23 protein-coding genes are annotated in these 25,958 nt (G+C 64.7%); 4 read left to right on the top strand and 19 right to left on the bottom strand.

Annotation, left to right across the window (positions count from 1 at the left end; all coding sequences use genetic code 11):
• Positions 1-203: 203 nt before the first annotated feature.
• From lpdA to ACTIFE_RS17890, 12 genes are all read right to left on the bottom strand, one after another.
• The gene (lpdA, locus tag ACTIFE_RS17945) at positions 204-1,607 is read right to left on the bottom strand and encodes a dihydrolipoyl dehydrogenase (RefSeq protein WP_439530505.1); all 1,404 of its coding nucleotides are present in this window, start codon (positions 1,605-1,607) and stop codon (positions 204-206) included.
• Between the two features lie 47 nt (positions 1,608-1,654).
• The gene (lfb1, locus tag ACTIFE_RS17940; protein WP_439530504.1) at positions 1,655-2,113 is read right to left on the bottom strand and encodes an LIC10280 family protein; all 459 of its coding nucleotides are present in this window, start codon (positions 2,111-2,113) and stop codon (positions 1,655-1,657) included.
• A complete protein-coding gene (locus ACTIFE_RS17935) occupies positions 2,110-2,697 on the bottom strand; it encodes an HXXEE domain-containing protein (RefSeq protein ID WP_439530503.1) in 588 nt (195 codons plus the stop codon). Before ACTIFE_RS17935 ends, lfb1 begins: the two co-directional genes overlap by 4 nt.
• A gap of 185 nt (positions 2,698-2,882) precedes the next feature.
• The gene (odhB, locus tag ACTIFE_RS17930) at positions 2,883-4,112 is read right to left on the bottom strand and encodes a 2-oxoglutarate dehydrogenase complex dihydrolipoyllysine-residue succinyltransferase (protein ID WP_439530502.1); all 1,230 of its coding nucleotides are present in this window, start codon (positions 4,110-4,112) and stop codon (positions 2,883-2,885) included.
• A 78-nt stretch (positions 4,113-4,190) separates the two neighbouring features.
• Positions 4,191-7,178 (bottom strand): 2-oxoglutarate dehydrogenase E1 component, encoded by a 2,988-nt coding sequence (locus tag ACTIFE_RS17925; protein WP_439530501.1) that lies wholly within the window; start codon positions 7,176-7,178, stop codon positions 4,191-4,193.
• 198 nt (positions 7,179-7,376) lie between these two features.
• Positions 7,377-8,279, bottom strand: coding sequence for a succinate--CoA ligase subunit alpha (gene sucD, locus ACTIFE_RS17920; protein WP_439530500.1), 903 nt, complete (start codon positions 8,277-8,279; stop codon positions 7,377-7,379).
• Positions 8,279-8,659 carry a hypothetical protein gene (locus ACTIFE_RS17915; RefSeq protein ID WP_439530499.1) on the bottom strand — a complete coding sequence of 127 codons (381 nt, stop codon included), beginning with the start codon at positions 8,657-8,659 and terminating at the stop codon, positions 8,279-8,281. Before ACTIFE_RS17915 ends, sucD begins: the two co-directional genes overlap by 1 nt.
• A complete protein-coding gene (sucC, locus tag ACTIFE_RS17910; RefSeq protein ID WP_439530498.1) occupies positions 8,659-9,858 on the bottom strand; it encodes an ADP-forming succinate--CoA ligase subunit beta in 1,200 nt (399 codons plus the stop codon). Before sucC ends, ACTIFE_RS17915 begins: the two co-directional genes overlap by 1 nt.
• Positions 9,859-9,939: 81 nt before the next feature.
• The gene (mdh, locus tag ACTIFE_RS17905; protein WP_439530497.1) at positions 9,940-10,902 is read right to left on the bottom strand and encodes a malate dehydrogenase; all 963 of its coding nucleotides are present in this window, start codon (positions 10,900-10,902) and stop codon (positions 9,940-9,942) included.
• A gap of 159 nt (positions 10,903-11,061) precedes the next feature.
• The gene (zapE, locus tag ACTIFE_RS17900; RefSeq protein WP_439530533.1) at positions 11,062-12,237 is read right to left on the bottom strand and encodes a cell division protein ZapE; all 1,176 of its coding nucleotides are present in this window, start codon (positions 12,235-12,237) and stop codon (positions 11,062-11,064) included.
• Between the two features lie 269 nt (positions 12,238-12,506).
• Positions 12,507-13,310: a DUF7662 domain-containing protein gene (locus ACTIFE_RS17895; protein WP_439530496.1), complete on the bottom strand. Its 804-nt coding sequence runs from the start codon at positions 13,308-13,310 to the stop codon at positions 12,507-12,509.
• A 112-nt stretch (positions 13,311-13,422) separates the two neighbouring features.
• A complete protein-coding gene (locus tag ACTIFE_RS17890; protein ID WP_439530495.1) occupies positions 13,423-13,971 on the bottom strand; it encodes a protease inhibitor Inh/omp19 family protein in 549 nt (182 codons plus the stop codon).
• A 196-nt stretch (positions 13,972-14,167) separates the two neighbouring features.
• On the opposite strand from ACTIFE_RS17890, the gene ACTIFE_RS17885 reads away from it, so the two are divergent.
• Positions 14,168-14,749, top strand: coding sequence for a GNAT family N-acetyltransferase (locus ACTIFE_RS17885; RefSeq protein ID WP_439530494.1), 582 nt, complete (start codon positions 14,168-14,170; stop codon positions 14,747-14,749).
• 39 nt (positions 14,750-14,788) lie between these two features.
• Here ACTIFE_RS17885 and ACTIFE_RS17880 read toward each other — a convergent pair whose 3' ends face one another.
• Positions 14,789-15,970 carry a pyridoxal-phosphate-dependent aminotransferase family protein gene (locus ACTIFE_RS17880; protein ID WP_439530493.1) on the bottom strand — a complete coding sequence of 394 codons (1,182 nt, stop codon included), beginning with the start codon at positions 15,968-15,970 and terminating at the stop codon, positions 14,789-14,791.
• 258 nt (positions 15,971-16,228) lie between these two features.
• Here ACTIFE_RS17880 and ACTIFE_RS17875 point away from each other — a divergent pair, with 258 nt between their 5' ends.
• Positions 16,229-17,086, top strand: a complete 858-nt coding sequence (locus ACTIFE_RS17875; protein ID WP_439530492.1) for an N-formylglutamate amidohydrolase — start codon at positions 16,229-16,231, stop codon at positions 17,084-17,086.
• Here the strand turns inward: ACTIFE_RS17875 and ACTIFE_RS17870 are convergent, their stop codons facing one another.
• Both ACTIFE_RS17870 and ACTIFE_RS17865 read right to left on the bottom strand, forming a co-directional pair.
• Positions 17,087-18,271 carry an NAD(P)/FAD-dependent oxidoreductase gene (locus ACTIFE_RS17870; protein WP_439530491.1) on the bottom strand — a complete coding sequence of 395 codons (1,185 nt, stop codon included), beginning with the start codon at positions 18,269-18,271 and terminating at the stop codon, positions 17,087-17,089.
• Positions 18,272-18,612: 341 nt separating this feature from the next.
• Entirely contained in the window at positions 18,613-19,821 is a 1,209-nt protein-coding gene (locus ACTIFE_RS17865) for an acyl-CoA dehydrogenase (RefSeq protein ID WP_439530490.1), read from the bottom strand.
• A 170-nt stretch (positions 19,822-19,991) separates the two neighbouring features.
• Between ACTIFE_RS17865 and ACTIFE_RS17860 the strand changes: the two genes are divergently transcribed.
• Entirely contained in the window at positions 19,992-20,915 is a 924-nt protein-coding gene (locus tag ACTIFE_RS17860) for a LysR substrate-binding domain-containing protein (protein WP_439530532.1), read from the top strand.
• Positions 20,916-20,981: 66 nt separating this feature from the next.
• Positions 20,982-22,070: a glycosyltransferase family 61 protein gene (locus tag ACTIFE_RS17855; RefSeq protein WP_439530489.1), complete on the top strand. Its 1,089-nt coding sequence runs from the start codon at positions 20,982-20,984 to the stop codon at positions 22,068-22,070.
• A 23-nt stretch (positions 22,071-22,093) separates the two neighbouring features.
• Here the strand turns inward: ACTIFE_RS17855 and ACTIFE_RS17850 are convergent, their stop codons facing one another.
• The 4 genes from ACTIFE_RS17850 to ACTIFE_RS17835 all read right to left on the bottom strand — a co-directional run bounded on the left by ACTIFE_RS17850 (position 22,094) and on the right by ACTIFE_RS17835 (position 25,898).
• The gene (locus ACTIFE_RS17850) at positions 22,094-22,834 is read right to left on the bottom strand and encodes a hypothetical protein (protein WP_439530488.1); all 741 of its coding nucleotides are present in this window, start codon (positions 22,832-22,834) and stop codon (positions 22,094-22,096) included.
• 17 nt (positions 22,835-22,851) lie between these two features.
• Positions 22,852-23,808, bottom strand: coding sequence for a glycosyltransferase family 2 protein (locus ACTIFE_RS17845; RefSeq protein WP_439530487.1), 957 nt, complete (start codon positions 23,806-23,808; stop codon positions 22,852-22,854).
• On the bottom strand, positions 23,805-24,869 hold the full coding sequence (locus ACTIFE_RS17840) for a glycosyltransferase family 4 protein (RefSeq protein ID WP_439530486.1): 1,065 nt from the start codon (positions 24,867-24,869) through the stop codon (positions 23,805-23,807). Before ACTIFE_RS17840 ends, ACTIFE_RS17845 begins: the two co-directional genes overlap by 4 nt.
• 75 nt (positions 24,870-24,944) lie before the next feature.
• Positions 24,945-25,898, bottom strand: coding sequence for a DMT family transporter (locus tag ACTIFE_RS17835; RefSeq protein ID WP_439530485.1), 954 nt, complete (start codon positions 25,896-25,898; stop codon positions 24,945-24,947).
• Between the last annotated feature and the right edge of the window lie 60 nt (positions 25,899-25,958).

Below are 25,958 nucleotides of genomic sequence, written 5' to 3'. Positions count from 1 at the left end.
TCAACGCTCTGAAACAGTCGAGGCAGAATGGATCCCCGCACGAGGCGGGGGTGACCGTGGTGGTGAAAGGCAATGGCCGAGAGCCGACAAGCACCTTTCCAGCATCCGCGGGTCTAACCGGAGCACAGGCGACAACGAGAACAAAAAATGGCCGGAGCGTCACCGCTCCGGCCTTCTTGTATCCGGCGCTGAAACCAGCCCGATCAGGCGTGGATCGGCTTGGCGAACGTCGCGAGGGCTGCTTCCTTCACGGCTTCCGACATGGTCGGATGCGCGTGGCAGGTGCGGCCGAGGTCTTCCGAAGAGCCGCCGAATTCCATCAGCACGGCGGCTTCGTGGATCATTTCGCCAGCGCCATGGCCAACGATGTGCACGCCGAGCACGCGGTCCGTGACGGCATCCGCCAGCACCTTGACGAAGCCGTCGGTGTGGTTCATGGCGCGGGCCCGGCCATTGGCGACGAAGTTGAACTTGCCGGCCTTGTAGGCAATGCCTGCGGCCTTCAGCTCTTCCTCGGTCTTGCCCACCGACGCCACCTCCGGCGAGGTGTAGACCACGCCCGGAATGATGTCGTAGTTCACATGGCCGGCCTGGCCAGCCAGCATCTCGGCCAACGCCACGCCTTCGTCTTCCGCCTTGTGCGCCAGCATCGGGCCGACGATGACGTCGCCGATGGCATAGATGCCCGGCACGCTTGTCTGGTAATGGCCATTCGTCTCGACGCGGCCGCGGTTGTCCAGCTTGACGCCAGCCTCTTCGAGGCCAAGTCCCGCCGTGTAGGGTTTGCGGCCAATGGCGACGAGCACCACGTCGGCCTCGATCACTTCAGCGGCACCGCCAGCGGCCGGCTCAACCGAGACTTCCAGGCCCTTGCCCTTCTTGGCAACGCCGGTGACCTTGGACGACAGCTTGAAGGTCATGCCCTGCTTGCCCAGCATCCGCTGGAACTGCTTCGACACGTCGCCGTCCATCGGGCCGAGGATCTTGTCCATGAATTCGACCACGGTGACCTTGGCGCCGAGACGGCCCCAGACCGAGCCCAGTTCCAGGCCGATGACGCCGCCGCCGACCACCACGAGGTGATCCGGCACCTTTTCCAGCGTCAACGCACCGGTGGAGGAGACGACCTGCTTCTCGTCGATCTCGACGCCCGGCAATTGCATGACGTCCGAGCCGGTGGCAATCACGATCGACTTGGTGGCGAGTTCAGTCACCGTGCCGTCTTCGGCGGTGACGGACACCTTGCCCTGCCCGAGGATCTTGCCGGTGCCATGGAAGGCGTCGATCTTGTTCTTCTTCAGGAGGAAGGCAACGCCGCCGACATTGGCGTCGATGGTCGCCTGCTTGTGCGTCATCATCGCCGGCAGGTCGAGCTTCGGCTTGGCTACCTTGATACCGAGCGCCTCGAAGCCGTGGCCGGCCTCATGGAACATCTCGGAGGCATGCAACAATGCCTTGGACGGAATGCAGCCGACGTTCAGGCAGGTGCCGCCATGGGTGGCGCGCTTCTCGACGACCGCGACCTTCAGGCCAAGCTGGGCCGCCTTGATGGCGCAGACATAGCCACCGGGACCGGTACCGATGACGACGAGATCATACTGGGACATTGGAATGCCTCTGTTTCAGGATGTGGAATGATCTGGGAACGGGAGGTTCATTTGAGCGGGAGCAGCTTTTCCGACGCGCGGCCACGGGCCCAGGTCCCTTCCAGCGTCCGGTCCGGCCGGACCACATAGACCACCGGATCCGGTTGCCCCCAATAGACGGTGAGAATGTCGCCGGCCAGGGTTCCCTCGCCGAGATAGACGCTGCCGCCAACCTCCCAGCGCAGGAAGGCCCGTCCGTCCTGGACCCGCAACTGCAGCCGGCCCTTGTAGGTCGAGCCATCCGGGTTCCGTCCCTCGACCGCATAGGAGCCCTCAAGGCTGGCGGGCTGCGGATTGAACGCGCGGACGACCGGAGCGAACCGGGAGGCATCGGCCTGGAGTTTGCCGAAGGGAGCCGCCGCGGCTTCAGACGGGGCGAGGAAGAGAGGCGAACAGGCGAACACGACAATGGCCAGGCGCAAGGCGAGCGTGATCCATGACCGGGGACGGGCGAACAAGGTCATCATGCCGATTTCTCCTGTGCGTTCCCGGCGAGACCAGCCTTGACCCGCGCAAGGATCAATCCATGCAGCGCGAGGATCAGGACCAGGGACACGACATGCTGGGTCAGGCTGGCATCAGACCAAAGCCCGGCGAAACCGGCTGCGCCCAGCGGCAGGAACAGGACGATGGCCGTCCAGACGCCCGGGTTGGGCTGACGCATGGCGATCATCTGGACGATGTGCAGAACGGCGTTCACCAGCACCAGATAGACAGCGGCCATGCCCCATCCGGCATCGATGAAACGCATCGCCAGCATGGCCAGCGCCGCTACCCACCAGACACCGAAGATGTTGACGGCAAAGACAAAGCCCGGCGTCAGCACCTCACGGCCATGGCCGATATGGGCATTGACGAACTGGCGGAACCGGTCGCGGTCATGCTCCTCGAACTGATGCAGCATGTAGACCGGCAGGACGAGATAGACGAGCATTTCGGCCTGGGGCCATCCGGCCGTGAACACGGGGGTCAGAAGCAGCAGGACAAACCCTGCCATGAAGCCACCGTAGACCCAGTTTGCGCTGAGGCGCTCAAGCACACCCGTCATCATGCCCATCCGCTCCATGTGTCCGGCTGCGACCAGTTGCCGCGCGGGCTAGCTTGACCGCCGTTCCCGCAATTGCAAGGGGCAAAGGCAGGGAACGCGTCAGAAGATGGCGGCAGGCATCAGGGTCGCCAGCCGGAGAAGGGATCTGCGGCGGAGGGCAAAAACCGCTCCGCCGCCGATCAACAGGATCAGAGATCCAGCACCAGACGGCGCGGGTCTTCCAGGCTTTCCTTGACGCGGACGAGGAAGGTCACGGCTTCCTTGCCGTCGACGATGCGGTGGTCGTAGGACAGGGCCAGATACATCATCGGGCGGATGACGACCTGACCGTTCACGGCCATCGGCCGGTCCTGGATCTTGTGCATGCCGAGGATGCCCGACTGCGGTGCGTTCAGGATCGGCGATGACATCAGCGAGCCATAGACGCCGCCGTTCGAGATGGTGAAGGTGCCGCCCTGCATGTCGGCGACGCCGAGCTTGCCGTCGCGCGCCTTGCGGCCGAGGTTGCCGATTTCCTTCTCGATCTCGGCAATCGACATCTGGTCGGCATCACGGACGACCGGCACGACGAGGCCCTTGTCGGTGCCGACGGCCACGCCGATGTGGCAGAAGTTCTTGTAGACGACGTCGGTGCCGTCGATCTCGGCGTTGACGGCCGGGATTTCCTTCAGCGCGTGGCAGACGGCCTTGGTGAAGAAGCCCATGAAGCCGAGCTTCACGCCATGCTTCTTCTCGAACACGTCCTTGTAGGCGGCGCGCAGGTCCATCACCGGGCCCATGTCCACTTCGTTGTAAGTGGTCAGCATGGCGGCGGTGTTCTGGGCGTCCTTCAGGCGGCGCGCGATGGTCTGGCGCAGCTTGGTCATGCGGACCCGCTCTTCGCGGGCCTCGTCGCTGGCCGGAACCGGCGCGCGAACCGAAACCGGAGCTGCGGCAGCAGCCGGGGCAGCGGTCACACCGGCGGCAACCGCAGCCAGCACATCGCCCTTCAGCACCTGGCCACGCTTGCCCGAGCCGGCAACCTGGTCAGCCGACAGGCCGGTTTCGGCGAGCAGCTTGCCGGCAGACGGGGCCGGCGGCATGGAGGTCGGAGCAGCCGGGGCGGCGACGGCCGGTGCCGGAGCAGCGGCGGCAACGGCAGGGGCTGCAACGGCGGCAGGAGCTGCAGCAGCCGCAGCGGCGCCAGCAGCGATCAGGCCGAGCAGGGCGCCGACACCGACAGTGTCACCTTCCTTGACCAGGATGCTTTCAAGCGTACCGGACGCCGGGGAGGGAACCTCCACCGTGACCTTGTCGGTTTCGAGTTCAACGAGCGGCTCGTCGGCCTTGACGGCTTCGCCGGGCTTCTTGAACCACTGGGCAATCGTTGCCTCGGAGACGGATTCGCCCAGGGTGGGCACGCGGATTTCGGTTGCCATGGTCGCCTTCTCTAAAAAATTGCCTTGGCCAGTTCCGGATCGGGGGTCTGGCCCGCCACCGGGGCGGGCCAGCCGGGATCAGTTTGCGAATGCCTCGTCCAGGAACGCCTGGAGCTGGGCAAGGTGCTTGGACATCAGGCCCGTCGCCGTCGAGGCCGAAGCCGCACGGCCGGCGTAGCGCGGACGGCGGCACTTGGCGCCGATCTGCTCCAGCACCCACTCGATGTAGGGTTCGACGAACGTCCAGCTGCCCATGTTCTGCGGCTCTTCCTGGCACCAGACCATGTCGGCATTGCGGAAGCGCGACAGTTCCTGCACCAGGGCCTTCTTCGGGAAGGGATAGAGCTGCTCGACACGCAGGAGATAGACATCCGTGATGCCGCGCTTCTCGCGCTCTTCGTAGAGGTCATAATAGACCTTGCCCGAGCACATCACCACCCGGCGGATCTTGTCGTCCGGCACCAGCTTGATGCCGCTGTCCGCCAGATATTCCGCATCGTCCCACAACAGGCGGTGGAAGGTCGAATCCGCTCCCAGTTCCACCAGCTTCGAGGTCGCACGCTTGTGGCGCAGAAGCGACTTCGGCGTCATCAGGATCAGCGGCTTGCGGATGTCGCGCTTCAGCTGACGGCGCAGGATGTGGAAGTAGTTCGCCGGGGTCGAGCAGTTCGCGACCTGCATGTTGTCTTCCGCGCACATCTGGAGGAAACGCTCCAGACGGGCCGAGGAATGTTCCGGACCCTGACCTTCATAGCCATGCGGCAGAAGGCAGACGAGGCCGGACATGCGCAGCCACTTGCGTTCACCGCTGGAGATGAACTGGTCGAACAGCACCTGGGCACCGTTGGCAAAGTCACCGAACTGCGCTTCCCACATGGTCAGGGCGTTCGGTTCAGCCATCGAGTAGCCGTACTCAAAGCCCAGCACCGCCTCTTCCGAGAGCATCGAGTTGATGACCTCGTAGCGGGCCTGGTCGTCGGCCAGGTTGTTCAGCGGAATGAAGCGGTTCTCGTCTTCCTGATCGTAGAGGACGGTGTGGCGCTGCGAGAAGGTGCCGCGTTCACAGTCCTGACCGGACAGGCGCACCGGATGGCCTTCGGTCACCAGCGTGCCGAAGGCCAGCGCCTCGGCCGTTGCCCAGTCAATGCCTTCGCCAGTCTCGATCATCGTCGAGCGGTTCGACAGGAACCGGCCGATGGTCTTGTGAACGTTGAAGCCTTCCGGCACCTGCGTCAGCTTCTTGCCGATTTCCTTGAGCCGCTCGGTCGGAACACCGGTCGCCCCGCGGCGCGCGTCTTCCTGGTCGTCGGCCGGCTTCATGCCCGACCACTTGCCGTCCAGCCAGTCGGCCTTGTTCGGCTTGTAGCTCTGGCCGGCTTCGAACTCGGCTTCCAGCTTGGCCCGCCAGGCAGTCTTCATCGCGTCGACTTCCTCGGCGGTGATGACACCTTCCGCCATCAGACGCTCTGCATAGATCTGCAGCGTGGTCGGATGGTTGCGGATCTTGCGATACATGATCGGCTGGGTGAAGCTCGGCTCATCGCCTTCGTTGTGACCGAAGCGGCGATAGCAGATCATGTCGATCACCACCGGCCGGCCGAAGGTCTGGCGGAACTCGATCGCCACCTTGGCGGCAAACACCACGGCTTCCGGATCATCCGCGTTGACGTGGAAGATCGGCGCCTCGATCACCTTGGCCATGTCGGAGGGATACGGCGAGGAGCGCGAGAAGCGCGGGTTCGTCGTGAAGCCGATCTGGTTGTTGATGATGACATGCAGCGAGCCGCCGGTGCGGTGACCACGCAGGGCCGACAGCCCGAAGCACTCGGCGACGACGCCCTGGCCTGCGAAAGCCGCATCGCCGTGGATCAGCAGCGGCAGCACATTCGAACGATCCGTCTGGCGCGAGTCCATCAGCCAGCGGCCTTCAACGGCCGACAACTGGTCCTGCTTGGCGCGGGCCTTGCCCAGCACCACCGGGTTGACGATTTCCAGGTGCGACGGGTTCGCCGTCAGCGACAGGTGCACCTGATTGCCGTCGAAGGACCGGTCGGACGATGCGCCCAGATGGTACTTCACGTCGCCGGAGCCTTCCACTTCATCAGGGGCGTAGGAGCCGCCCTTGAACTCGTGGAACACCGCACGGTGCGGCTTGCCCATCACCTGGGTCAAGACGTTCAGGCGGCCACGGTGCGCCATGCCAAGGACGATGTCCTTGAGGCCCATGTTGCCGCCGCGCTTGATGATCTGTTCCAGCGCCGGGATCAGCGCCTCGCCGCCATCAAGGCCGAAGCGCTTGGTGCCGGTGTATTTGACGTCGATGAACTTCTCAAAGCCTTCGGCCTCGACCAGCTTGTTCAGGATCGCGCGCTTGCCTTCCGGCGTGAACTCGACATGCTTGTCCGGGCCCTCGATGCGCTCCTGCAACCAGGCCTTGGCGGCCGGATCGGAAATGTGCATGAACTCGACACCTAGGGTCGAGCAATAGGTGCGCTTCAGGATCTCCAGCATCTCGCGCAGGGTGGCATATTCCAGCCCCAGCACGTTGTCGATGAAGATCGGACGGTCCCAGTCGGCATCCGTGAAGCCGTAGGACGAGGGATGCAGCTCCTCGTGATCGCCGGGAGGCGAGAGACGCAGCGGATCCAGGTCGGCGTGCAGATGGCCGCGCATGCGGTAGGCGCGGATCATCATCAGCGCCCGCACACTGTCGCGGGTCGACTGGTGCACATCGCCAGCCGTGGCTGGAGCGCCCTTGGCCTCGGCCTTCTGCTTCAGCTTGTCCCCGACGACCTTTTCGATCTGACCCCAGTTGCCGTCGAGTGCATTGATCAGGTCGCCCCCGGCGGCCAGCGGCCAATCGGCGCGCGCCCAGGGGGCCCCGCGTGCTTCCTTCAGCACATCGGCCTTTTCATCCTGCAGTCCGGCAAAGAAATCCTGCCACTCGGCGTCAACCGAGGCAGGGTTCTCCTGGTACTGGGCATAGAGTTCTTCGATATAGGCTGCGTTGGCGCCGTAAAGGAACGACGTCAGCGCGAAGACATTGTTCGCGTCCTGCCGTGCCATGCTCGCTCAGCGGAGGGGTACTCCGCCCTTTTTTTCTCGGGTGCAGCGTGAAATGCGACCCGGGTTGCACGTTCGGGCCCGCATCACGAGACACGGACCCCGCTCAAAAAAGGCGGACACCGGCGTTTGGATCCGATGTCCGCTTACCAGCTGGTATGCCTTACGAACCGTAAACAAATTGCACGGTTCGCGCAGCAATCAACCTTTCAGGACCTGGACGAGGGTCTCGCCCAGCTTGGCCGGAGAGGAGGAGACGCGGATGCCGGCCGATTCCATGGCGGCAATCTTGTCTTCCGCACCGCCCTTGCCGCCGGAGATCACGGCACCTGCGTGACCCATCGTGCGGCCCTTCGGGGCGGTCCGGCCCGCGATGAAGCCGGCCATCGGCTTCTTGCGGCCCTTCTTGGCCTCGTCGATGAGGAACTGGGCTGCTTCCTCTTCCGCAGAGCCACCAATCTCGCCGATCATGATGATCGACTGGGTGGCCTCGTCGGCGAGGAACATCTCCAGCACATCGATAAATTCCGTGCCCTTGACCGGATCGCCGCCGATGCCGACAGCCGTCGTCTGGCCGAGGCCTGCATTGGTGGTCTGGAACACGGCTTCATAGGTAAGCGTGCCCGAGCGCGAGACAATACCAACCGAACCCTTCTTGAAGATGGAGCCCGGCATGATGCCGATCTTGCACTGTTCCGGGGTCAGGATGCCGGGGCAGTTGGGGCCGAGCAGGCGCGACTTGGACTTCTCCAGGCGGGCCTTGACCTTCACCATGTCAGCCACCGGAATGCCTTCCGTGATGCAGACGATGAAGGGGATCTCGGCGTCGATGGCTTCGATGATCGCAGCTGCGGCACCGGCCGGCGGCACGTAGATCACGGACGCATCCGCACCGGTCGCATCCTTGGCAGCGGCGACGGAAGCGTAGATCGGCAGGCTTTCACCCTTGGAGCCGGTCCACTTCTCGCCACCCTTGGCCGGATGCACGCCGGCCACCATCTGGGTGCCGTAATAGGCCAGTGCCTGTTCCGTGTGGAACGTGCCGGTCTTGCCGGTCAGGCCCTGGACGATGACCTTGGTCTCTTTGTTGACGAGGATCGACATTATTCTGCTTCCTCTTCCTCAAATTCGAGGGCGTCAAATTCCTCGAAAACGTCATTCGTGAAACGGTAGCCCTTGCCGGCCGCCTGCTTGTGCGGCATCTGCGCATCAAGGTTGCGGGACCAGTTGGTGCTGAACCAGTCGAAGTGGCCATCGGTCTTCGAGATACCGAGTTCGCCCTGCCAGACAAACGTCTTGGAGTCCTTCGACTTGAGGCCGAAATACTCAGCCGCATCTTCACGGTCGGTGAAATGTGCCCAGCTGTTGGCGATGCCGTCTTCCGGCGTCGCGGTCAGGTCCCAGCACACGAAGTAGCACAGGTTGATGTCGGTCTCGTTGGGCCCGAAAGCCTGGCGCTTGACGCCTTTGCTTGCGGCGGCCATCACTGCGCACCCTTCACGGCGGCAACGATCTTCTGGGCGGCATCGTCCAGATCGTCGGCAGCGATCACATTCAGACCGCTTTCGGCGATGATCTTCTTGCCGAGGTCAACATTGGTGCCTTCGAGGCGCACCACCAGCGGAACCTTGAGGCCGACTTCCTTCACGGCGGCAATCACGCCTTCCGCAATGACGTCGCACTTCATGATGCCACCGAAGATGTTGACGAGAATGCCTTCCACGCGCGGATCTGCGGTGATGATCTTGAAGGCTGCGGCCACCTTCTCCTTGCCAGCGCCGCCACCGACGTCACAGAAGTTCGCCGGCTCCTTGCCGTAGAGCTTGATGATGTCCATGGTCGCCATGGCAAGGCCGGCGCCGTTGACCATGCAGCCGATGTTGCCGTCGAGGGCGACATAGGCGAGGTCCCACTTGGAAGCCTCGATTTCCTTGGCGTCTTCTTCGGTTTCGTCGCGCAGGGCAACGATTTCCGGGTGACGGAACAGGGCGTTGCCGTCGAAGGACACCTTGGCGTCCAGAACGCGCACGCGTCCGTCCTTCATGACGATCAGCGGGTTGATCTCCATGAGGCTCATGTCTTTTTCCATGAAGGCCTTATAGAGGATCGGGAACAGCGTCATGCCGTCCTGGCGGGCTTCGCCGTCGAGCTTCAGCGCATCGCAGAGCTTGGCAGCGTCCGCCTCGGTCACACCGGTGTCCGGATCGATCGGCAGGGTGATGATCTTTTCCGGGGTGTGTTCGGCAACAGCTTCGATGTCCATGCCGCCTTCGGTGGAGACGACGAAGGCCGGGCGGCCAACGGAACGGTCCACGAGGATCGAGAGATACAGCTCGCGCTCGATGTCGGCACCGTCCTCGATATAGAGGCGGTTGACAACCTTGCCGGCGTCACCGGTCTGGGCGGTCACGAGCGTGTTGCCGAGCATTTCGCCGGCGTGCTTGATGACGTCGTCCAGCGAGAAGGCGAGGCGCACGCCGCCCTTGGCATCAGCCGGCAGTTCCTTGAACTTGCCCTTGCCACGGCCACCGGCGTGGATCTGTGACTTCACGACCCAGAGCGGGCCGGGCAGCTGCTTGGCTGCAGCTTCCGCTTCGCCGGCCGAGAAAATGGCGACGCCCTCGGCTACCGGAGCACCGTATTCCTTCAGGACCGCCTTGGCCTGATACTCATGAATGTTCATGGTCTCCCCCGTCGTTCGGAGTACCGCCGCCGGTGAGCCGGCGGCGGGTTGCATCTCTGGCTCTTTAGTTCAGCACGAGGCTCAGGCGAGCGCCGGCTGGATCTTCTTGCAGGCCTCGACCAGCGCGTCGACGGATGCGACGGACTTGTCGAACATGGCCTTCTCATCGGCGTTCATGTCGATCTCGATGACGCGCTCGACGCCACCGGCGCCGATCACCACCGGAACACCGACATAGGTGTTCTTGAGGCCATACTGGCCGTTCAGCGCAGCCGCGCAGGGCAGCACGCGCTTCTTGTCCTTGAGATAGCTTTCCGCCATCGCGATGGCCGAGGAGGCCGGGGCGTAGAAGGCCGAGCCGGTCTTCAGCAGGCCGACGATCTCGGCGCCGCCGTCACGGGTGCGCTGGACGATCTGTTCCAGGCGCTCGGCCGTGCACCAGCCCATCTTGACGAGGTCCGGCAGCGGAATGCCGGCAACGGTGGAGTAGCGGGTCAGCGGCACCATCGTGTCGCCATGGCCACCCAGGACGAAAGCGGTGACGTCCTCGACCGAGACGTTGAACTCGTCGGCCAGGAAGTAGCGGAAGCGGGCGCTGTCCAGCACGCCGGCCATGCCGACGACCTTGTGGGCTGGCAGGCCGGAGAACTTCTGCAACGCCCAGACCATCGCGTCGAGCGGGTTGGTGATGCAGATGACAAAGGCATTCGGCGCGTGCTTGGCGATACCGGCGCCAACCTGCTCCATGACCTTCAGGTTGATTTCCAGCAGGTCGTCGCGGCTCATGCCCGGCTTGCGCGGCACGCCGGCGGTGACGATGACGACATCGGCGCCTTCGATGCCCTCATAGGTGTTGGTGCCGGCGAGTTTGGCGTCGAAGCCGTCAACCGGGGAAGATTCGGCGATGTCGAGCGCCTTGCCCTGCGGCATGCCCTCGGCGATGTCGAAGAGGACGATGTCCCCCAGCTCCTTGAGACCAGCCAGGTGGGCGAGCGTGCCGCCGATCTGACCCGAACCAATCAAAGCAATTTTGTTGCGCGCCATGTCCGAAAGTTTCCCTTTACGTAAGATGGAACCTCACGCCATCCGCCGATGACTGCGGATGGCACTACTCCGTTTGACCTGCCCACGCAAGCCAATCAAAAGAATATACCCCTGCGAGAGGCCAGTTTATGCCATTCCTTGCGCGCCCACGTGCATGACCTAATGGGAATGCGTATCAGGACGTGTAGCGCTTCTGTTCTCTCCCGACAGATAGGCGTCGGACCGCATTTCGATCAAACGCGAGATCGTCCGGTCGAATTCAAAGATCTCTGCCCCACTGGCGGCGCGGTAGAGCCCGTCAGCATCGGCCTCGGCCGAGATCACTGTCTTGACGCCATTGTCATACAAGGTATCGATCAGATTTATGAACCGCTTGGCCTCATTGCGGCGGGCCATGTCCATGGCTGGGACATTTTCGATGAAGATCGTGCCATAGGCGTGGGCGATGCGCAGATAATCCGCGGCTCCGAGCGGATTGCTGCATAGATCGGCGAAGCTGAAGCGGGCGATGCCGCTTGCAACGCGCGGCACCTCGATGCGGCGCCCCTTCATCTCCAGGTGCTCGGCATGTTCCGGCATGCCGTGGGTGAGTGCCCGCCACAGATCATCGAAGGCGCGGGTGGTGTCGGCCCCGAGCGGCGTCATGTAGAGCTTCGATCCACCCAGTTTCTCCAGGCGATAGTCCGTCGGCGAATCCAGTTTGAGAACCTCGACATGCTTGGCCAGCAGGCTGAGGAACGGCAGGAACAGCTGGCGGTTGAGGCCATCCTTGTAGAGATTTTCGGTTGCAACATTCGATGTTGCAACCACAATCACGCCGCGCGCAAATAGCTGCGTGAACAGCCGTCCGAGGATCATGGCGTCAGCTATGTCAGTGACCGCGAATTCGTCAAAGCACAGCAGCCGCGTCTCGAGCGCGATCTGGTCGGCAACGGGCGGGATCGGGTCGTCGCCCTTCACTTCGCCGCGCTTCAGCGCCTGGCGCCAGGCGTGGATGCGCTCATGCGTCTCGGCCATGAACTCATGAAAATGCACCCGCCTCTTGCGGCGGATGACCGTCACTTCCATGAACAGGTCCATCAGCATCGTCTTGCCGCGCCCGACCCCGCCCCACAGATAGAGACCGCGCACGGCAGCCCACATCTCGTTTTTCTTGCGGGCAAACAACCAACCGAGGGAACTTTTCTTGGAGGCAAGCCGCACTTCGGCAAGGTGATCGTTCAGGGCATCGAGCTTGCGCACGGCGGCAAGCTGCGCCGCATCCTCGACAATGGCGCCACTGGCGACCAGGGCTTCATAGCGTCTGGCCAGTGCGCGACTGCTCGGCAATTCCATTCTTGTCGTCGGCTTCAACGTCAGCTCTCCGCCTGCAGCAGACGTGTCCGGGCAATCGAGGGCCCGGGCCACGCCCGAGCGCGCCTGCACATTGGCGCCCATGAATTCCGCTGCTGCGATACGGAGATTGGCATGCGGACGCAAGTCCCATCAAACTAAAGGGATCTGCTTTCTAGCACCAGGAAGCGACCGGAGCGTAAATGCCGGCGAGATTTACCCCGAAAAGGCAATGCCCTTCAGCCGACCCGACACGACCCGGCCTCAGCCGCCTACCAGCGCAGCAGCCGGCCGCCGCGTCCTGATTGCCGTTCCTGGATTGCGAGAAGACGCGCAACCAGTTCCCGCTCCTGCGACTTGGCAAGGTCCGCGCCGCGCCCCCGTCCGTCGCTGAGGATCCAGGCATTGCCAGGCCGCAGGATGTCGATCTCGCAGGCGGTCCCCGGTTCAATACCGAGCCGATCGATCAGCCGCACGCCGCCGACCGCTTCCGGGGCCGTGTCCTGCTGGTCCATTCCCTTGAAGGAACGGCGCAGGGCGGCATGGAACCCGGCAAGGTCACGACTGTCGACAATGCAGGTAAAGACCAGACCGTCGCGCAACCGGGTGAGCCGATAGACGCCCGGCTCGGCCGGCAGGAGCTGGGAACTGCAGGCAACGTCCGCCAGGGCCCCGATTGCCGTCCACTCGGCCCGGATCGTGATCGAAACGGACTCGCGCAAGGCCGTCATGGCCTGCGCCAGGCGGGCGGCATCGGCCGGCGGTGCCTCGCTGGACTTCGGCGCATCGGTCTCGGCGCGGCGCGGCGCCTGCGCGAGCGAAGTTCCGCCGATGCGCAACCGGCGAAAGACAACCAGGTCGCGTTTCAGATCCGTGTGATCAACACGCCAACCGGCATCGAGCCAGGCGTTCTGGTGCACGAGACTGCCGCCAGAATTCGCCCACCAGGTTCGATGTTCACGCGCGCTCATCGGCAGATTAGAGCCGAGAATTGTCTCAAGATCATCCAACTTGGCGGCCCAGACAACCTCGTCCAACCGGGCCAGATGTTCGCGCAGCGGATCATACTTCGCCATAATCCTCGGACACTCCCCCAAGTTGCTGATTGTGAAACGATTGCCCGTTTCGCGTGAAATTTTCGCGAAACGGGCGTGAACGTTTCCAGGGGGAGGCGTGAAACAACGACGATCAGCGCGACAGGCTGACTGCGGATCCCGTGCTGGTCTGACCGCTGAAGCGTTCTCCGGAGGTGGAGTAGAGCCGGGCGATCTCGCCACCGCTGCCATCCTTCAGCACGACCTGCTTGCCCGACAGGTCCCAGGCCGAGACGCCGGCGAGGGTTGCGTCGTTGCAACCACGGGTATTGGCCCGGTAACCGCCGCTCCAGGTGGTCAGGGTCATGAACAGCATGCAATTGCTGCTGCCGGAGGCGATTTTCCAGCCGCCAAGCATGTCGTTGCGGCCAATTTCACGGCTGTCGGCCGGAGCCGGGGTTGCCGGCAGTGCCGCCACGGGGCCGGGGGCACCCGGTACTGCCGGAGTGCCGGGAAGCGGGGCCATCGGGTCGGTGGTGACAGCGCCCGGTGCCGGGACCAGGGGCTGCAGCTGACCGCCGGACACCGGCGTCGTGGGCGTCGCCGGAAGCGGCGGCGCGGAATAGTTCCCGCCGCCGAAGCGCTGGCAGCCGGCCACACCGGTCAGACAAAGCACCACGGCGATCGTTGCTAGGCGTTTCATATCGAATCAGTCCTTCCTGCCTCACAGGTCTGGCGTAGTCTAGCGCCCCCGCCTGCATAATTCTCCCCCGACAAACCTTCAATTCACGATGTTTGACGAAACGGCTTGATCCTTGTTGCCGTTAACGTCATATTTGAGGCAAGTCTTAGGGAGACCCAAGGGCGGCTCGTCACTTCGTTCAAGAAGGCACGGGATCATGCCGCACCTGACTACAAACGGGCGCATCCGCCTTCTGGGCAGCGCCGATAAACATCTGTTCCGCGACCATCTGCTGCGTCTCGATCCGGAGACGAAGCGGAGCCGTTTTGCCATGCTCGTCAGCGACACCTTTCTCGAAGCCTATGTCGAGACCTCGTTTTCGCTCGACACGGTGATCTATGGCTATATCGAGGACGGCACGCTCCGGGCCACGTCCGAACTGCGCCGGGTCGCTGACGCGACCTCGGGCGAAGCTGCCTTTTGCGTCGAGACCGGCTGGCGTGGCCAGGGGCTTGGAACCGCGCTGATGGAACTGGTCCTGATCGCGGCCAGGGCGCAGGGCTATCAGCACATCTACATGAACTGCCTCGGCACCAACCGGTCGATGCAGGCCCTCGCACGCAAGTTCGCCGCTGATCTGAGCTTCGAGGCCGGCGATGTCATCGCCCATCTCGCTCCGGCTCCGCTCGAACCTGTCGAAACGGAACCACAGGCCGACTGGCCGCGCCTCGCCTTCGGCCGGCTCCGGGCGTTGCTCGGACTGGGTGACCGCGACAAGGAACGCGCTGCAGGCGGATAGCCAGACCCTTCAGGGTCTGGGCCTGGGTCTGGGTCTGGTTCAAGCCAATGCCTGCTGCAAACTCTCGATCGCCGCATCGACACCGCCGGCGCCATGCGGAATGCCAAGATGGCGCAGGCCCAGTTCCAGCGCCGACAAGGTGCCGAGCAGCATCACCGCATTGACATGGCCCATGTGGCCGATGCGGATGCCGCGTCCACCGATCTCGCCGATGGTCCCACCGACGGTGACGCCGCAGATGTCCTTGACGAAGGCGCGCAAAGGCGCTGGATCCACACCCTTGAACAGGATCACCGTGACGCTGTCCGACCTGGCCTCCGGCGCCTTGATGTTCAGTTCCAGGCACCCGGCCTGACCCCAGACCCCGACCGCAGCACGGGTCGCCCGCGCCAGCAGTGCGTGCCGCCGCCAGACGGCCTCCAGCCCTTCCTCCTCGATCAGCTCGACCGCGCGGTTGAAGGCGAACAGCAGATGCTCCGGCGGCGTGCCGCAATATTTCATGTAATGTTCCGGCCCATCGCGGAACGTCCAGTCCATGTAGCTGTTGCGCAGGCCGGCGGTCTTGTGCGCCGCCAGCGCGCGTGGCCCGGCGGCCACGAAGGCAAGACCGGGAGGCGCCATCAGCCCCTTCTGCGAGCCGGTCAGTGCCAGATCGACGCCCCAGGCGTCCATCTCGAAGGGCACGCAGCCCAGCGAGGCGATGCAGTCGACCATGAACAGCGCCGGATGCCCGGCCGCATCGATGGCCTTGCGGATGGCAGCAATGTCATTCAGGACACCCGAGGCCGTGTCGATCTGCACCACCAGCACCGCCTTGATTGCATGCGCCGTGTCGGCCTTCAGCCGGGCCTCGACGGCAGCCGGATCGACCGGCAGGTGCCAGCTGCCCGGCAGAACCTCCATCTCGATGCCACTCACTTCCGCCGCCTCGCCCCAGCCCAGTGCAAAGCGGCCCGATTCCAGCACAAGCACCTTGTCGCCGCGCGACAGCGTGTTGGACAGCGCCGCATCCCAGGCCCCATGGCCGTTGGAAATGTAGATGTACGGCTTGCCTTCAGTCCGGAACAACCGCTTCAGCCCGGCGAGGCAGGCGTCCGTGGTGCGCAGCAGGGGACCTTCATAGATGTCGACAGCCGGCCGGTGCATGGCGCGAAGCACCTCGTCGGGCACGTTTGTCGGGCCCGGGATCATCAGGAATTCCTTGCCGTTACGGAGGGTCATGTCGATGCGTCCTGGAGGGCGGGAGCGTGGAAACTGGCGAGGCCCCAGATATAGCCCTGCCAGGCAGGCCACGGCAACGGATAGAAACAACCGCAAAACCCGCCGTTTCCTGGGGATTGACCGGCGCGAATGGTGGTGTGCCCTGACGCTGTCGCATCAATGTCACCCCAGATGCGACGATTCGTGAGAGGAGTAGCCAGCGCAGCCTTGTGCGCCGGCACGACCTCGCCGAAACTGACGCTTCGGATCTCGTGAGTTATGGCAAAAATGATTGTGGTTGAAGAGCGTAACTCGCCCCTGCTTCTGGTGTTGCCCCATTCCGGCCAGCGGATTCCGCGCGAGCTGGAACGCCGCATGACCGCAACCGGGCGCCTTCAGACTGACCTGTCCTGGCACATGGACCAGGTCGCGGATTTTGCCGCCGAGCTGGACATCACCGTGCTGCGGACGTCGACGTCCCGCCTTGTCATTGACGTCGACCGTGACCCGGTGCGCGAGGCCGACGGCCAACCGTCGGATCCTGCCGTCGCGCTGTGTCCGCTGACCACGCTGGACGGCAAGCGGGTGTATCAGGCCGATGAGGACCCGGGACCGGTCGAGATCGACGAGCGCCGCCGGCTGTTCCACGAGCCGTTCCACACCGCACTCGGCCTGCAGATCGAGCGGCTCAAGCGGATGAACAAGCAAGTGGTCCTGTTCAATGTCCAGTCGATGCGCTCGCGCATCAAGGCTCGCTTTGCCGGCGAACTGCCGATGGTGAACCTGGGCACCTGCCAGGGCCGCAGTTGCCATGAGGATGTAAGCAGCATCGTCGCCAGTCTTGAAAGGGACTTTCCGGGCGGCGGCATTTCCGAGAACGACATCACCACCGGCGGCTTTATTGCCCAGATGGTCGGACAGCCGCGCGACGGCGTTCATGCGATCACCCTCGTCCTGGCCCAGCGCGCCTATATTCGGCACGAGACGCCACCGTTCGAGATGGACAAGGAACGGCTGAGACAAACGCGGGCTGCGCTTCGGCGCGTTTCCAGCGATCTCATCGACTGGGCGAAAGGCGCGCAGAAGGCGCCGCCGCGCACGCTGCTCGAGCCGCTGCCGGACTTCCTCTCTGTCTGACTACACCACATTGCGCTCGATCAGCGGCTTGCCCTGTGCCAGCCGCTCCAGCCCCAGCGGGGACAGGTCCAGCGTCTCGTAGCCTCCCGTTGCGATCAGTTCCGCCAGCCCGCGACCAACCGCCGGCGACTGCTGCAACCCATGGCCGGAAAAGCCCAGCGCGATATAGAGCCCCGGATGGCCCGGCACGCTGCCGACGAAGGCATTGTGATCGAACAAGTTCATGTCGTAGTGCCCGGCCCAGGCCGCACCGGGGCGGATGGCCTCGAAGGCTGGCACCCGGCTCGCCAGGCTCGGCCACAGCCGCTCGTCGAAGAAGCCGTGATCGACCTCGAAGTCGTCCGCCGCCACGTCCGGATCGTCATCCGGACCGGCGCCGCAAATGAAGCCCTCCCCCTCGGGTCGGACATAGGTGCCATCCGGATCGATCAGCAGCGGCACGCCTGAAACCCTCTCACGGCAAGTGAAGGGGAAGACGAAGCGCTTGCGCCGGTGGATCGGCAGGTCCAGTCCGGCCAGCCGGCAGATTTCCGCGCCGCCTGACGCTCCCGCCGCATTGAGCACCGCACCTGCCTCGATCACATCGCCCGTGTCGAGCCGCACCCGCCAGGCCGCCTCGCCGCGCTCCAGCCCGATCACCCGTGCGGCGACATACTCGACGCCAAGCGCCCGGGCGCGGGCCCGGAACGCCTGCATCAGGCCATAGCCGTCGAACCAGCCCTCTCCAGTCGTGCCGTGACAGCCTGCGGCAACGCCCTCGGTGTTGAGGAAAGGAAAGCGCCGCTGCAGATCACACGGTTCGTAGAAGGCAATGTCAGCCCCGAGCCGGCGTTGCAGCGCGTGGTTTTGCTCCAGGATCGGGCGCGTTTCCGGCGTTGCCAGAAACAGGTAGCCGCCCTCCTTCAGCCCGATGTCGGGCGCCTGCCCGCCCCCCGGCACGGCGAGGCGCTTACCGATGTCGCGCAGGAACGCGATGCCGAAGAGTGAGATCTCGATGTTGATCGCACTGGAAAACTGCTGCCGGATCGAAGCCGCCGAGCGGGCCGAGGCGCAGAAGGTGTAACCGGGGTCCGCCTCGACCACCATGATGCGGCCGGAAAAATCACCCCGCCCGGCAAGCTGCGCGGCAACCGACGACCCGATCGCGGCGCCGCCGATGATCACGAGATCTGCTGTGTCTGCCAAGGCGTCCTCCCCGCCACAAAACGCGAAAGACCGGGCGGCCATGCCGTCCGGTCGAGTGATCAAACGCGCTCAAGTCGCTCCGCCGGCATCCCTGCCCTCTCCGCTGTGCTCCCTGCCCCTCTCCGCAGTCATCCCGGCTCCTTTCCGCGGTCATCCCTGCCCCCTCCGCAGTCATCCCCGCCTTGTGCGGGGATCCAGCCCCCGCATCAACGCGCGCCGGAATGGGAGCAAAGGCCGAAGGCCGCAAGGATCCCCGCACGAGACGGGGATGACCTCGGAGTGCGGAACGGGCCCTGTGCCAGCGGCGACACGAAGGCACAGGCGTCACCTTCGTCCCTGGCTCAGAAGAACGCCTGCAGACCCGTCTGGGCGCGGCCCAGAATCAGGGCGTGGACGTCATGCGTGCCTTCGTAGGTGTTCACGGTCTCCAGGTTCTGGGCGTGACGCATCACGTGGTATTCTTCCTGGATGCCGTTGCCGCCGTGCATGTCGCGGGCCTGGCGGGCGACGTCGAGGGCCTTGCCGCAGTTGTTGCGCTTGACCAGCGAGATCATCTCCGGCGCCACCTTGCCTTCGTCGAACAGGCGGCCGACGCGCAGCGAGCCCTGCAGGCCCAGCGCGATTTCCGTCTGCATGTCGGCGAGCTTCTTCTGGAACAGCTGCGTCTGCGCCAGCGGGCGGCCGAACTGATGCCGGTCGAGGCCATATTGCCGGGCACGGTGCCAGCAATCCTCGGCCGCGCCCAGCGCGCCCCAGGAAATGCCGTAGCGGGCGCGGTTGAGGCAGCCGAACGGACCCTTCAGGCCCGAGACATTCGGCAGCAGCGCGTCTTCGGACACTTCCACGCCGTCCATGACGATCTCGCCGGTGATCGAGGCGCGCAGGGACAGCTTGCCGCCGATCTTCGGCGCGCTGAGGCCCTTCATGCCCTTCTCCAGCACGAAGCCGCGAATGGCATTGTCATGCGCTTCGGACTTGGCCCAGACGACGAAGACATCGGCGATCGGCGAGTTGGAGATCCACATCTTGGATCCCTTGAGGCGGTAGCCGCCGTCGATCTTTTCAGCGCGGGTGCGCATGCCGGCCGGGTCGGAGCCCGCGTCCGGCTCGGTCAGGCCGAAGCAGCCGACATATTCGCCGGAGGCAAGCTTCGGCAGGTACTTCTTGCGCTGCTCTTCCGTGCCATAGGCATAGATCGGGTACATCACCAGCGAGGACTGCACAGAGTTCATCGAGCGGTAGCCGCTGTCGACGCGCTCGATCTCGCGCGCCACCAGACCATAGGCGACGTAAGACGCGCTGGCGCAGCCGTAGTCTTCCGGCAGGGTCACGCCGAGCAGGCCCAGTTCGCCCATCTCGTTGAAGATCTCGCGGTCGGTCTTCTCATGCGCATAGGCTTCAAGCACACGCGGCATCAGCTTGTCCTGCGCATAGGCGCGGGCGGTTTCCATGATCAGGATCTCGTCCTCGTTCAGCTGCTCGCGCAGCAGGAACGGATCGTCCCACGAAAACGTACCGCCACCGGTGGGATCTGACTTGAGATTGGACATGCGCTTCTCCTCCTGCGTCTGGTCATGCCGGCCGATCATGCTCCGCCCTGCGGCATCGCCGCAGGCACCGGGCGTATGCAGCCTCGATTGCCTGGACTATGCGGGCTGACAGACCGCACGGAAAGGGATAGTTTGTTCAATGGTCATGCCTCAATGGAATGAACTTCATGCTGAAACGTGCCTTCCTGCCGCCAGCCGATGCCCTTGTCGCCTTTGAGGCTTCCGCCCGGCATGAGAGTTTCACCCGGGCGGCCGAGGAGTTGCATCTGACGCAGGGCGCGGTGTCGAAACAGATCCGGCATCTTGAACTGCGGCTCGGCGTGGCCCTGTTTTCCCGCGTGCGGCAACGGGTGGTGCTGACCGATGCGGGCCGGCTCTACCTGCACGAGGTGCGCGGCGCGCTCGATCACCTGAGCGACGCCACCCGCCAGGTGATGTCCTTTGCCGGCAGCCAGGACGTGCTGAACCTCGCCGTCCTGCCCACCTTCGGCACCCGCTGGCTCGCGCCGCGCCTTGCCGATTTCCTGCGCGAAACGCCGCAGGCCGCGCTGAACATTTCGATCCGTCTCAGGCCCTTCGACTTCGAGCTGGAGCCTTTCGACGGGGCCATTCATCACGGTGATCCGATCTGGGCCGGGGGCATCGTCGAGCCGCTGTTCCCGGAAGAAACCGTCGTTGTCTGCTCCCGCCCGTTTCGTGACCGGCAGCTGTTGGCGCAGCCTGTTGACCTCCTGCGGGTGCCGCGCCTGCAATTGGCCACACGTCCAATGGCCTGGCGGGACTGGCTGGAGGCCAATGGCCTTGCCACAGACACCGCCTTCCAGGGGCCGCGCTTCGAGCAGTTCGGCATGATCGCGGAGGCCGCCGCGCATCACCTGGGCGTCGCCATCATGCCGGTCTTTTTCGTCGAGGACGAGCTGGCGTCCGGCCGTCTGGTCAAGCTGTTTCCCGGCACGCTTGCCGAACGCTCCGCCTATCATTTCGTCTATCCGGAGAACCGGGCGCTGCGGCCTGTTGTCTCGGCCTTCCGCCGCTGGCTGCTGGCTGAGGCGAAAGCGGCACGCATCAGCCGTGAAAGCCTGCTGCCGGGGTGAAGGAGCGCCTTTGCAGCGCGCCCGGCGCAGCGTATTGAAGGCAGGCCATCATCCGGGAGCGCGAGCGTGAACACCCCTTTCCGCGACAGGTTCCATGCCGCCCGCAAGGCGATGATCCACCGCCTCGAGCATTTCTGGCCGTCGCTGCCGCTTGTCGCCGTCAGCCGGGAGGTGCCGCCCGGCCTCGTCGCACGGACAGCGCCCCGCCTGGATCCGCCGACGGCAATTCCGGAGCAGGCGCGTGGCTGGCTCGAGCAGCACGGCGGCCGGCAGGAGTGGCAGGGCGTGCTGCGCCTTACCCGGCCAGTGACTGTCGACCCGAAGATGGGCCTCCTGTTCAGCGAGAAACGCATCATCTGGGGCACCAGCGACACGCCGGAGCGCGAGCGCGGCCCGCGCTTCGCCGGCCATCTTGCCGCCCCGTCCCGGCGCCTGCCCGGCGCGATCCTGCTGCACCATGTGCATGGCGACAATTACTTCCATTTCTTCTTTTTCGTGCTCAGCAAGGCAAGCGTGGCCGACGCCGCCGGCCTCGATCCCGCCCTGCCCTTTCTTGTCGGCGAAAAGACCGCCGCGACCGGATTTTTTAAAGAGGCCCTCGAAATGGGTGTCTTCGGCAGCCGCCCGGTCCTCGTCCAGGGCCGCAAGGAGGTCATCGCCGTCGACGAAGCCTTCCTGGTGCGCGATTTTTTCCTCACCGACGCGATCATGTCGGCCATCGCCGAGCGTTTCGCAGCCCCCGTCGGCGGCCAGGGCGACCCGCTGCTGATCGAGCGCAAGGCAACCGCCAACAATGGCCGCCGCTTCCGCAACCAGGACGCGGTCACCGCCCTTGCCCGGCGCAAGGGCTTGCGTCCCGTCGACCCCGGCAGCCTGCCGCTGCGGGATCAGATCCAGCTCTTCGCCGATGCGCCGGCGGTCGCGGGAGCACATGGGGCCGGGCTGACGAACCTCCTGTTCCGCCGCGGTCCCTGCCGGGTGCTGGAGCTGTTCAGCCCGGGCATGGGCTCGCCGCACTACTTCATGCTCGCGCGCGAAAAGGGCTTTTCCTACGAGAGCCAGATGACGCTGGCGCCGCAGGGCCGCGCCTTCACCGCCGACACCGAGGTTGATCTGGACGCATTCGACGCCGGTCTTGACCGGTTGCTCGGTTGAACCCGCAAAACGGGAAAGACTGCCTATTGATAATCGCGGAAGCCCGGCGGCGGCAGGCCCTGCAGGATGCGCGAGCGATGCCGGAACACCAGGGGATGCAGCACATCGGCGCAGATCCCGGACCAGGGCAGCGGATAGCCGGTCAGGCGGCCGTCGATGAGGCTGTCGCTCGCCTCCCGGGCGATCCGGGCCGGATTGGCCAGCAGCGCTTCACGCACGAGTTCAAGCCGGCCGGTCACCGTCGCCAGCCATTCAGCGGTGAACGCGGTGCCGGGGCGGAAAATATAGGCCCCGTTCCCGATCAGTGACCGATAGGCCCAGCGCATCCGGCGATAGTGCAGATAGCTTTCGGGCCAGCTCCGCGCCCGCACGCCCGAGCGCAGCGCCCCGGCGAGCCGGTGGCGATGCACATGCGCCACGCCTTTCGGCGAGATCTCGCGATAGCCGATGCCAAAGGCATCGCTTGCTTCCAGCACATCGAAAGCAGGCAGCCAGGACTGGCTGGTCGGCTTTATATCCGAATAACCGCCGCCATGGTGATGCATGAAATAGGCGCGCAAATAGTCCGACCGGTGCACGACGCTCAATGCCTCATAGGTGTCCGGCAGTGGCGCCCCCGGCACCAGCCACGGCGCAAGCGTCTCCGGCGTCACCAGGATGATTTCGCAGCCCGTCACGGCCATGCTGTCCAGGCCGCGTCGCCGGGCATCGGACATGGCATTGGAACCGGTCCAGAAGGTGAAGATCCGCCTTTGAAGCTGCATTGCCGCTGCCTTTGCCATCAGCGCCCGTCGATGGTGCCGTAATAATCCGGCCGGTGACCGAAGACACCTTGCAGATTGCCCGAGGCCCGCGCCAGCCGCAGCCGCGCCTTGTAATACCGGTTCTCGCCCCGGGCGATCCCCAGCCGCTGCTGCAGCACGGCGAGCGCCAGCAGGATGGCACCACCGACAAGCCGGCGCAGCCCTTTCAGCAGATATTTCAGCGCCGCCCTCGCATAGCCCATCTTCAGGATATCGGCCTGCACATGCGCCTCGGCACTGGCGCGCACCAGGGCGATCAGGCGGTCGGGGGCAACACGGCTGGCCGGCACATCCTCGGTCACAACGGCAAGCGGCGCCCAGACAATCCGGTGCCCCTTGGCATGGGCGCGCTCGAAGAAATCGAGATCCTCGTAGCCGTTGAGAAACACCGGATTGTAGCTCAAGTTGCTGCCGCCCGGCCGGATCAGCCGGGCTGAAAATGCGACGTTGTTGGTCGAGGCGCGCGGCAACACCGTGCCCTCCGGGTCCGGCCGCATCACTTCCGGCGGCCACCAGGCCGGCGGCTCCACCTCGAAGTTTTTCCTCACCCAGCCATAGGTCACGTCGGCCGCATGCTTGCGTGCCGTCGCAAGGTGCTGCATCAGCCAGTCCGGCTCGGCGATCTCGTCATCATCGATCAGGGCAATCCAGTCGTAGCCACGCGACAGGGCCTCGGCAAGCGAGCGGTTGCGGGCAAAGGGAATGCCGCGCCGGGGCTCCTGTACATATTGGATGGCCAGCGGGGACACCGCGCGCATGTCCTCGACCACCTGCCGGCTCAAGGGCTCAGCGTCATTCTCGATGACACAGATCTCGGCCGTGATACCAGCGGCGAGGCTTTGCCGGCTGAGCGCGATCAGGCAGGCACGCAGCATCTCCGGCCGGCGGGCCGTGCAGACCAGAATCCCGACAAAGGCGGCTTCAGGCTGCATCATGCCCCCTTGCTGGCGACATCTGCAATAAGGTCATCATAGCGCCGCGCCACGACGCCAAGATCCAGCTGGCTCGTCGCATGAGCCCGCGCGCCGGCGCCCAGGGCGGTACAGAGCACCGAATCGGCCACCAGCCGTGCCAAGGCAGCTCGAACACTTGCCACATCGACACCATCCAGCAACACGGCCGCCGTACCGGCGGCCTCCGGCGTGCCACCGCCCGTGCCGGCAATGACTGCGCAGCCGCAGGACATCGCCTCGACAACAGCGCGCGGAAACCCCTCGCGCACGATGGAGGGCAAGGCCGCGATGGCGGAGCGGGCAAGTTCGGCCCGCACGGCATCGATGGTCAGGCTGCGGAACAGCTCCACATCGGCCCGCCCTTCGGCCCGCGCCTCGATCTCGCGGGCGAAGGCAGCCTCCTCCTCGGACTGGACCGACATGACCAGCGACAGCGTCCAGCCGGGCGCCTCAAGGCCAAGGAATGCCTCCAGCAGCTCGCCGATCCCCTTGTCCGCCCGGGCCCGTCCGACATAGGTGATGCGGCGGTCCTTCGCGGCCGGCAGCCACAGGCGGGTATCGACTCCGTTGGGAATGACCACGCTTTTTGCTGCAACGCGCGGAAAGTCCTCGAGAAACGTGCCCCGGATAAACTGGCTGACAAAGACGATACGCTTCACTCGTTCAAGTTGCCGGGCCCGCCGCCAGCGCGACAGCCAGCCGCGCTGCTTTTTCAAGAGACCGTGTCGATGCAGGATGACGGGCACCCCGGACATCGCCCGGGCGATGGCGGCAGCGCTTTCCGGGTGCTGATGGACCAGGATTACATCGGGCGAATCCGCCTTGAGCCGGTCAATGCAGCCAGCAATCATACCCCGCTGGGAGGAGGCAACAACGGCGCGGAAAGGCACATCCGGGAACGGATTGTCGACCGCCGCGCCAACCACGCTCGTCGCCTCGCGATAGCGGCTGGCCAGCAGCAGGTCTCGGGCGACGAGGTCAATGGACGTCGCCCCTTCCGGCGAAAACCGCATGCCGCGCGGCAGGACAATGGATACGCGCACCGCGAAGGCTCCGTCTGTTTCCGGGTTTCCTCCTGACTACCTGTCACCGTGCGCAGCTGCAAGCGCCTCGCGCCATCAAGCAAGACCGGCCGGGCGCGCTGTGACCGGTCCATCCGGGACGGCCGAAGCCGCCCCATCGCCGACAGGAACGGCCTCAGGATGTTTCAGAGCAGACGCCTTCCCGGCTGCCATCCCGGCCCATTGGCCTGCCAGGACGCTGAGGATGACAAGCGCCATGCCTACGAATTGCCAGGGCCCGAGCGACTGGTCCAGCCAGGCCCAGCCAAGCACCACGGCCATGGCAGGCGAAAGCAGGCCGAGCGGGGCAATTGCCGTCGGTCCCATCAGCTGGATGCCACGGAACCACAGGAGATAGGTCAGCCCGGCCCCGATGAAGCTGAAATAGGCAAAGGCAACCCAGTTGGTCATGGTCAGCGTCGGCATGGCCGGTTCGGTCAAAAGGGCCAGCGGCACAAGCAGCAGTCCACCTGCCGTGAGCTGCCACGCCGTGAAGGTCAGCGCAGAAACATCCGGCTTCCAGAGCCGGGTCAGCACCGTTCCGAAGGCCATTGAGACTGCAGCTGCAACGGCTGCCGCCACACCGACACTGTCGAGCGCTGCCTGCGGCTTCAGGGTGAGGAGACCGACGCCGACGATGCCGATCAGCGCTGCGGCGGCAGCCAGCACGGTCAGCCGCGTTCCCAGCAGCAGGCGCGACAGACCCAGAACGACGAGGGGCTGGATTGCACCGACCGTTGCCGCAACACCGCCGGGCAGCCGGTAGGCGCCGATGTTCATCAAGGTCCAGAACAGAGTGAAGTTCAACGCCCCAAGCACAGTGACGCGCCAGATCCAGATGCCGCGCGGCAGGGTGCGGACGATCAGCAGGAGCAGGAACGCCGCCGGCAGCGCCCGCCACATGGCGAGGGTCATGGGCCGGTCCGGAGGGAGGAATTCGGTTATGACGAGATAGCTGCTGCCCCACACAAGCGGGGCCAGCATCGTTGCCAGCAAGGAAAGCTGTTTCATGGCCTGATCCGATCACAAGGCCGGATTGCAGGAGGTCCGGCATCTGAGCGAGAAGACCAC

Origin of the sequence: Pannonibacter sp., from assembly GCF_051860505.1 — a bacterium.
In the GTDB taxonomy this organism is placed as follows: Bacteria; Pseudomonadota; Alphaproteobacteria; order Rhizobiales; family Stappiaceae; genus Pannonibacter.
The sequence above is the reverse complement of the archived record's forward strand: the minus strand, read 5'-3'. Positions and strand labels throughout refer to the sequence as shown.

What these genes read in the sequence shown, in the direction of transcription:
- ACTIFE_RS17915 (WP_439530499.1), bottom strand. Translation starts at nt 8,659, where the DNA reads ATGGCCGCCGCAAGCAAAGGCGTCAAGCGCCAGGCTTTCGGGCCCAAC.
- ACTIFE_RS17850 (WP_439530488.1), bottom strand. Translation starts at nt 22,834, where the DNA reads ATGCAGCTTCAAAGGCGGATCTTCACCTTCTGGACCGGTTCCAATGCC.
- lfb1 (WP_439530504.1), bottom strand. Translation starts at nt 2,113, where the DNA reads ATGATGACCTTGTTCGCCCGTCCCCGGTCATGGATCACGCTCGCCTTG.
- ACTIFE_RS17880 (WP_439530493.1), bottom strand. Translation starts at nt 15,970, where the DNA reads ATGACCCTCCGTAACGGCAAGGAATTCCTGATGATCCCGGGCCCGACA.
- ACTIFE_RS17865 (WP_439530490.1), bottom strand. Translation starts at nt 19,821, where the DNA reads ATGTCCAATCTCAAGTCAGATCCCACCGGTGGCGGTACGTTTTCGTGG.
- lpdA (WP_439530505.1), bottom strand. Translation starts at nt 1,607, where the DNA reads ATGTCCCAGTATGATCTCGTCGTCATCGGTACCGGTCCCGGTGGCTAT.
- ACTIFE_RS17935 (WP_439530503.1), bottom strand. Translation starts at nt 2,697, where the DNA reads ATGATGACGGGTGTGCTTGAGCGCCTCAGCGCAAACTGGGTCTACGGT.
- mdh (WP_439530497.1), bottom strand. Translation starts at nt 10,902, where the DNA reads ATGGCGCGCAACAAAATTGCTTTGATTGGTTCGGGTCAGATCGGCGGC.
- ACTIFE_RS17925 (WP_439530501.1), bottom strand. Translation starts at nt 7,178, where the DNA reads ATGGCACGGCAGGACGCGAACAATGTCTTCGCGCTGACGTCGTTCCTT.
- ACTIFE_RS17875 (WP_439530492.1), top strand. Translation starts at nt 16,229, where the DNA reads ATGGCAAAAATGATTGTGGTTGAAGAGCGTAACTCGCCCCTGCTTCTG.
- zapE (WP_439530533.1), bottom strand. Translation starts at nt 12,237, where the DNA reads ATGGAATTGCCGAGCAGTCGCGCACTGGCCAGACGCTATGAAGCCCTG.
- ACTIFE_RS17895 (WP_439530496.1), bottom strand. Translation starts at nt 13,310, where the DNA reads ATGGCGAAGTATGATCCGCTGCGCGAACATCTGGCCCGGTTGGACGAG.
- ACTIFE_RS17890 (WP_439530495.1), bottom strand. Translation starts at nt 13,971, where the DNA reads ATGAAACGCCTAGCAACGATCGCCGTGGTGCTTTGTCTGACCGGTGTG.
- ACTIFE_RS17835 (WP_439530485.1), bottom strand. Translation starts at nt 25,898, where the DNA reads ATGAAACAGCTTTCCTTGCTGGCAACGATGCTGGCCCCGCTTGTGTGG.
- odhB (WP_439530502.1), bottom strand. Translation starts at nt 4,112, where the DNA reads ATGGCAACCGAAATCCGCGTGCCCACCCTGGGCGAATCCGTCTCCGAG.
- ACTIFE_RS17885 (WP_439530494.1), top strand. Translation starts at nt 14,168, where the DNA reads ATGCCGCACCTGACTACAAACGGGCGCATCCGCCTTCTGGGCAGCGCC.
- sucD (WP_439530500.1), bottom strand. Translation starts at nt 8,279, where the DNA reads ATGTCGATCCTCGTCAACAAAGAGACCAAGGTCATCGTCCAGGGCCTG.
- ACTIFE_RS17845 (WP_439530487.1), bottom strand. Translation starts at nt 23,808, where the DNA reads ATGATGCAGCCTGAAGCCGCCTTTGTCGGGATTCTGGTCTGCACGGCC.
- sucC (WP_439530498.1), bottom strand. Translation starts at nt 9,858, where the DNA reads ATGAACATTCATGAGTATCAGGCCAAGGCGGTCCTGAAGGAATACGGT.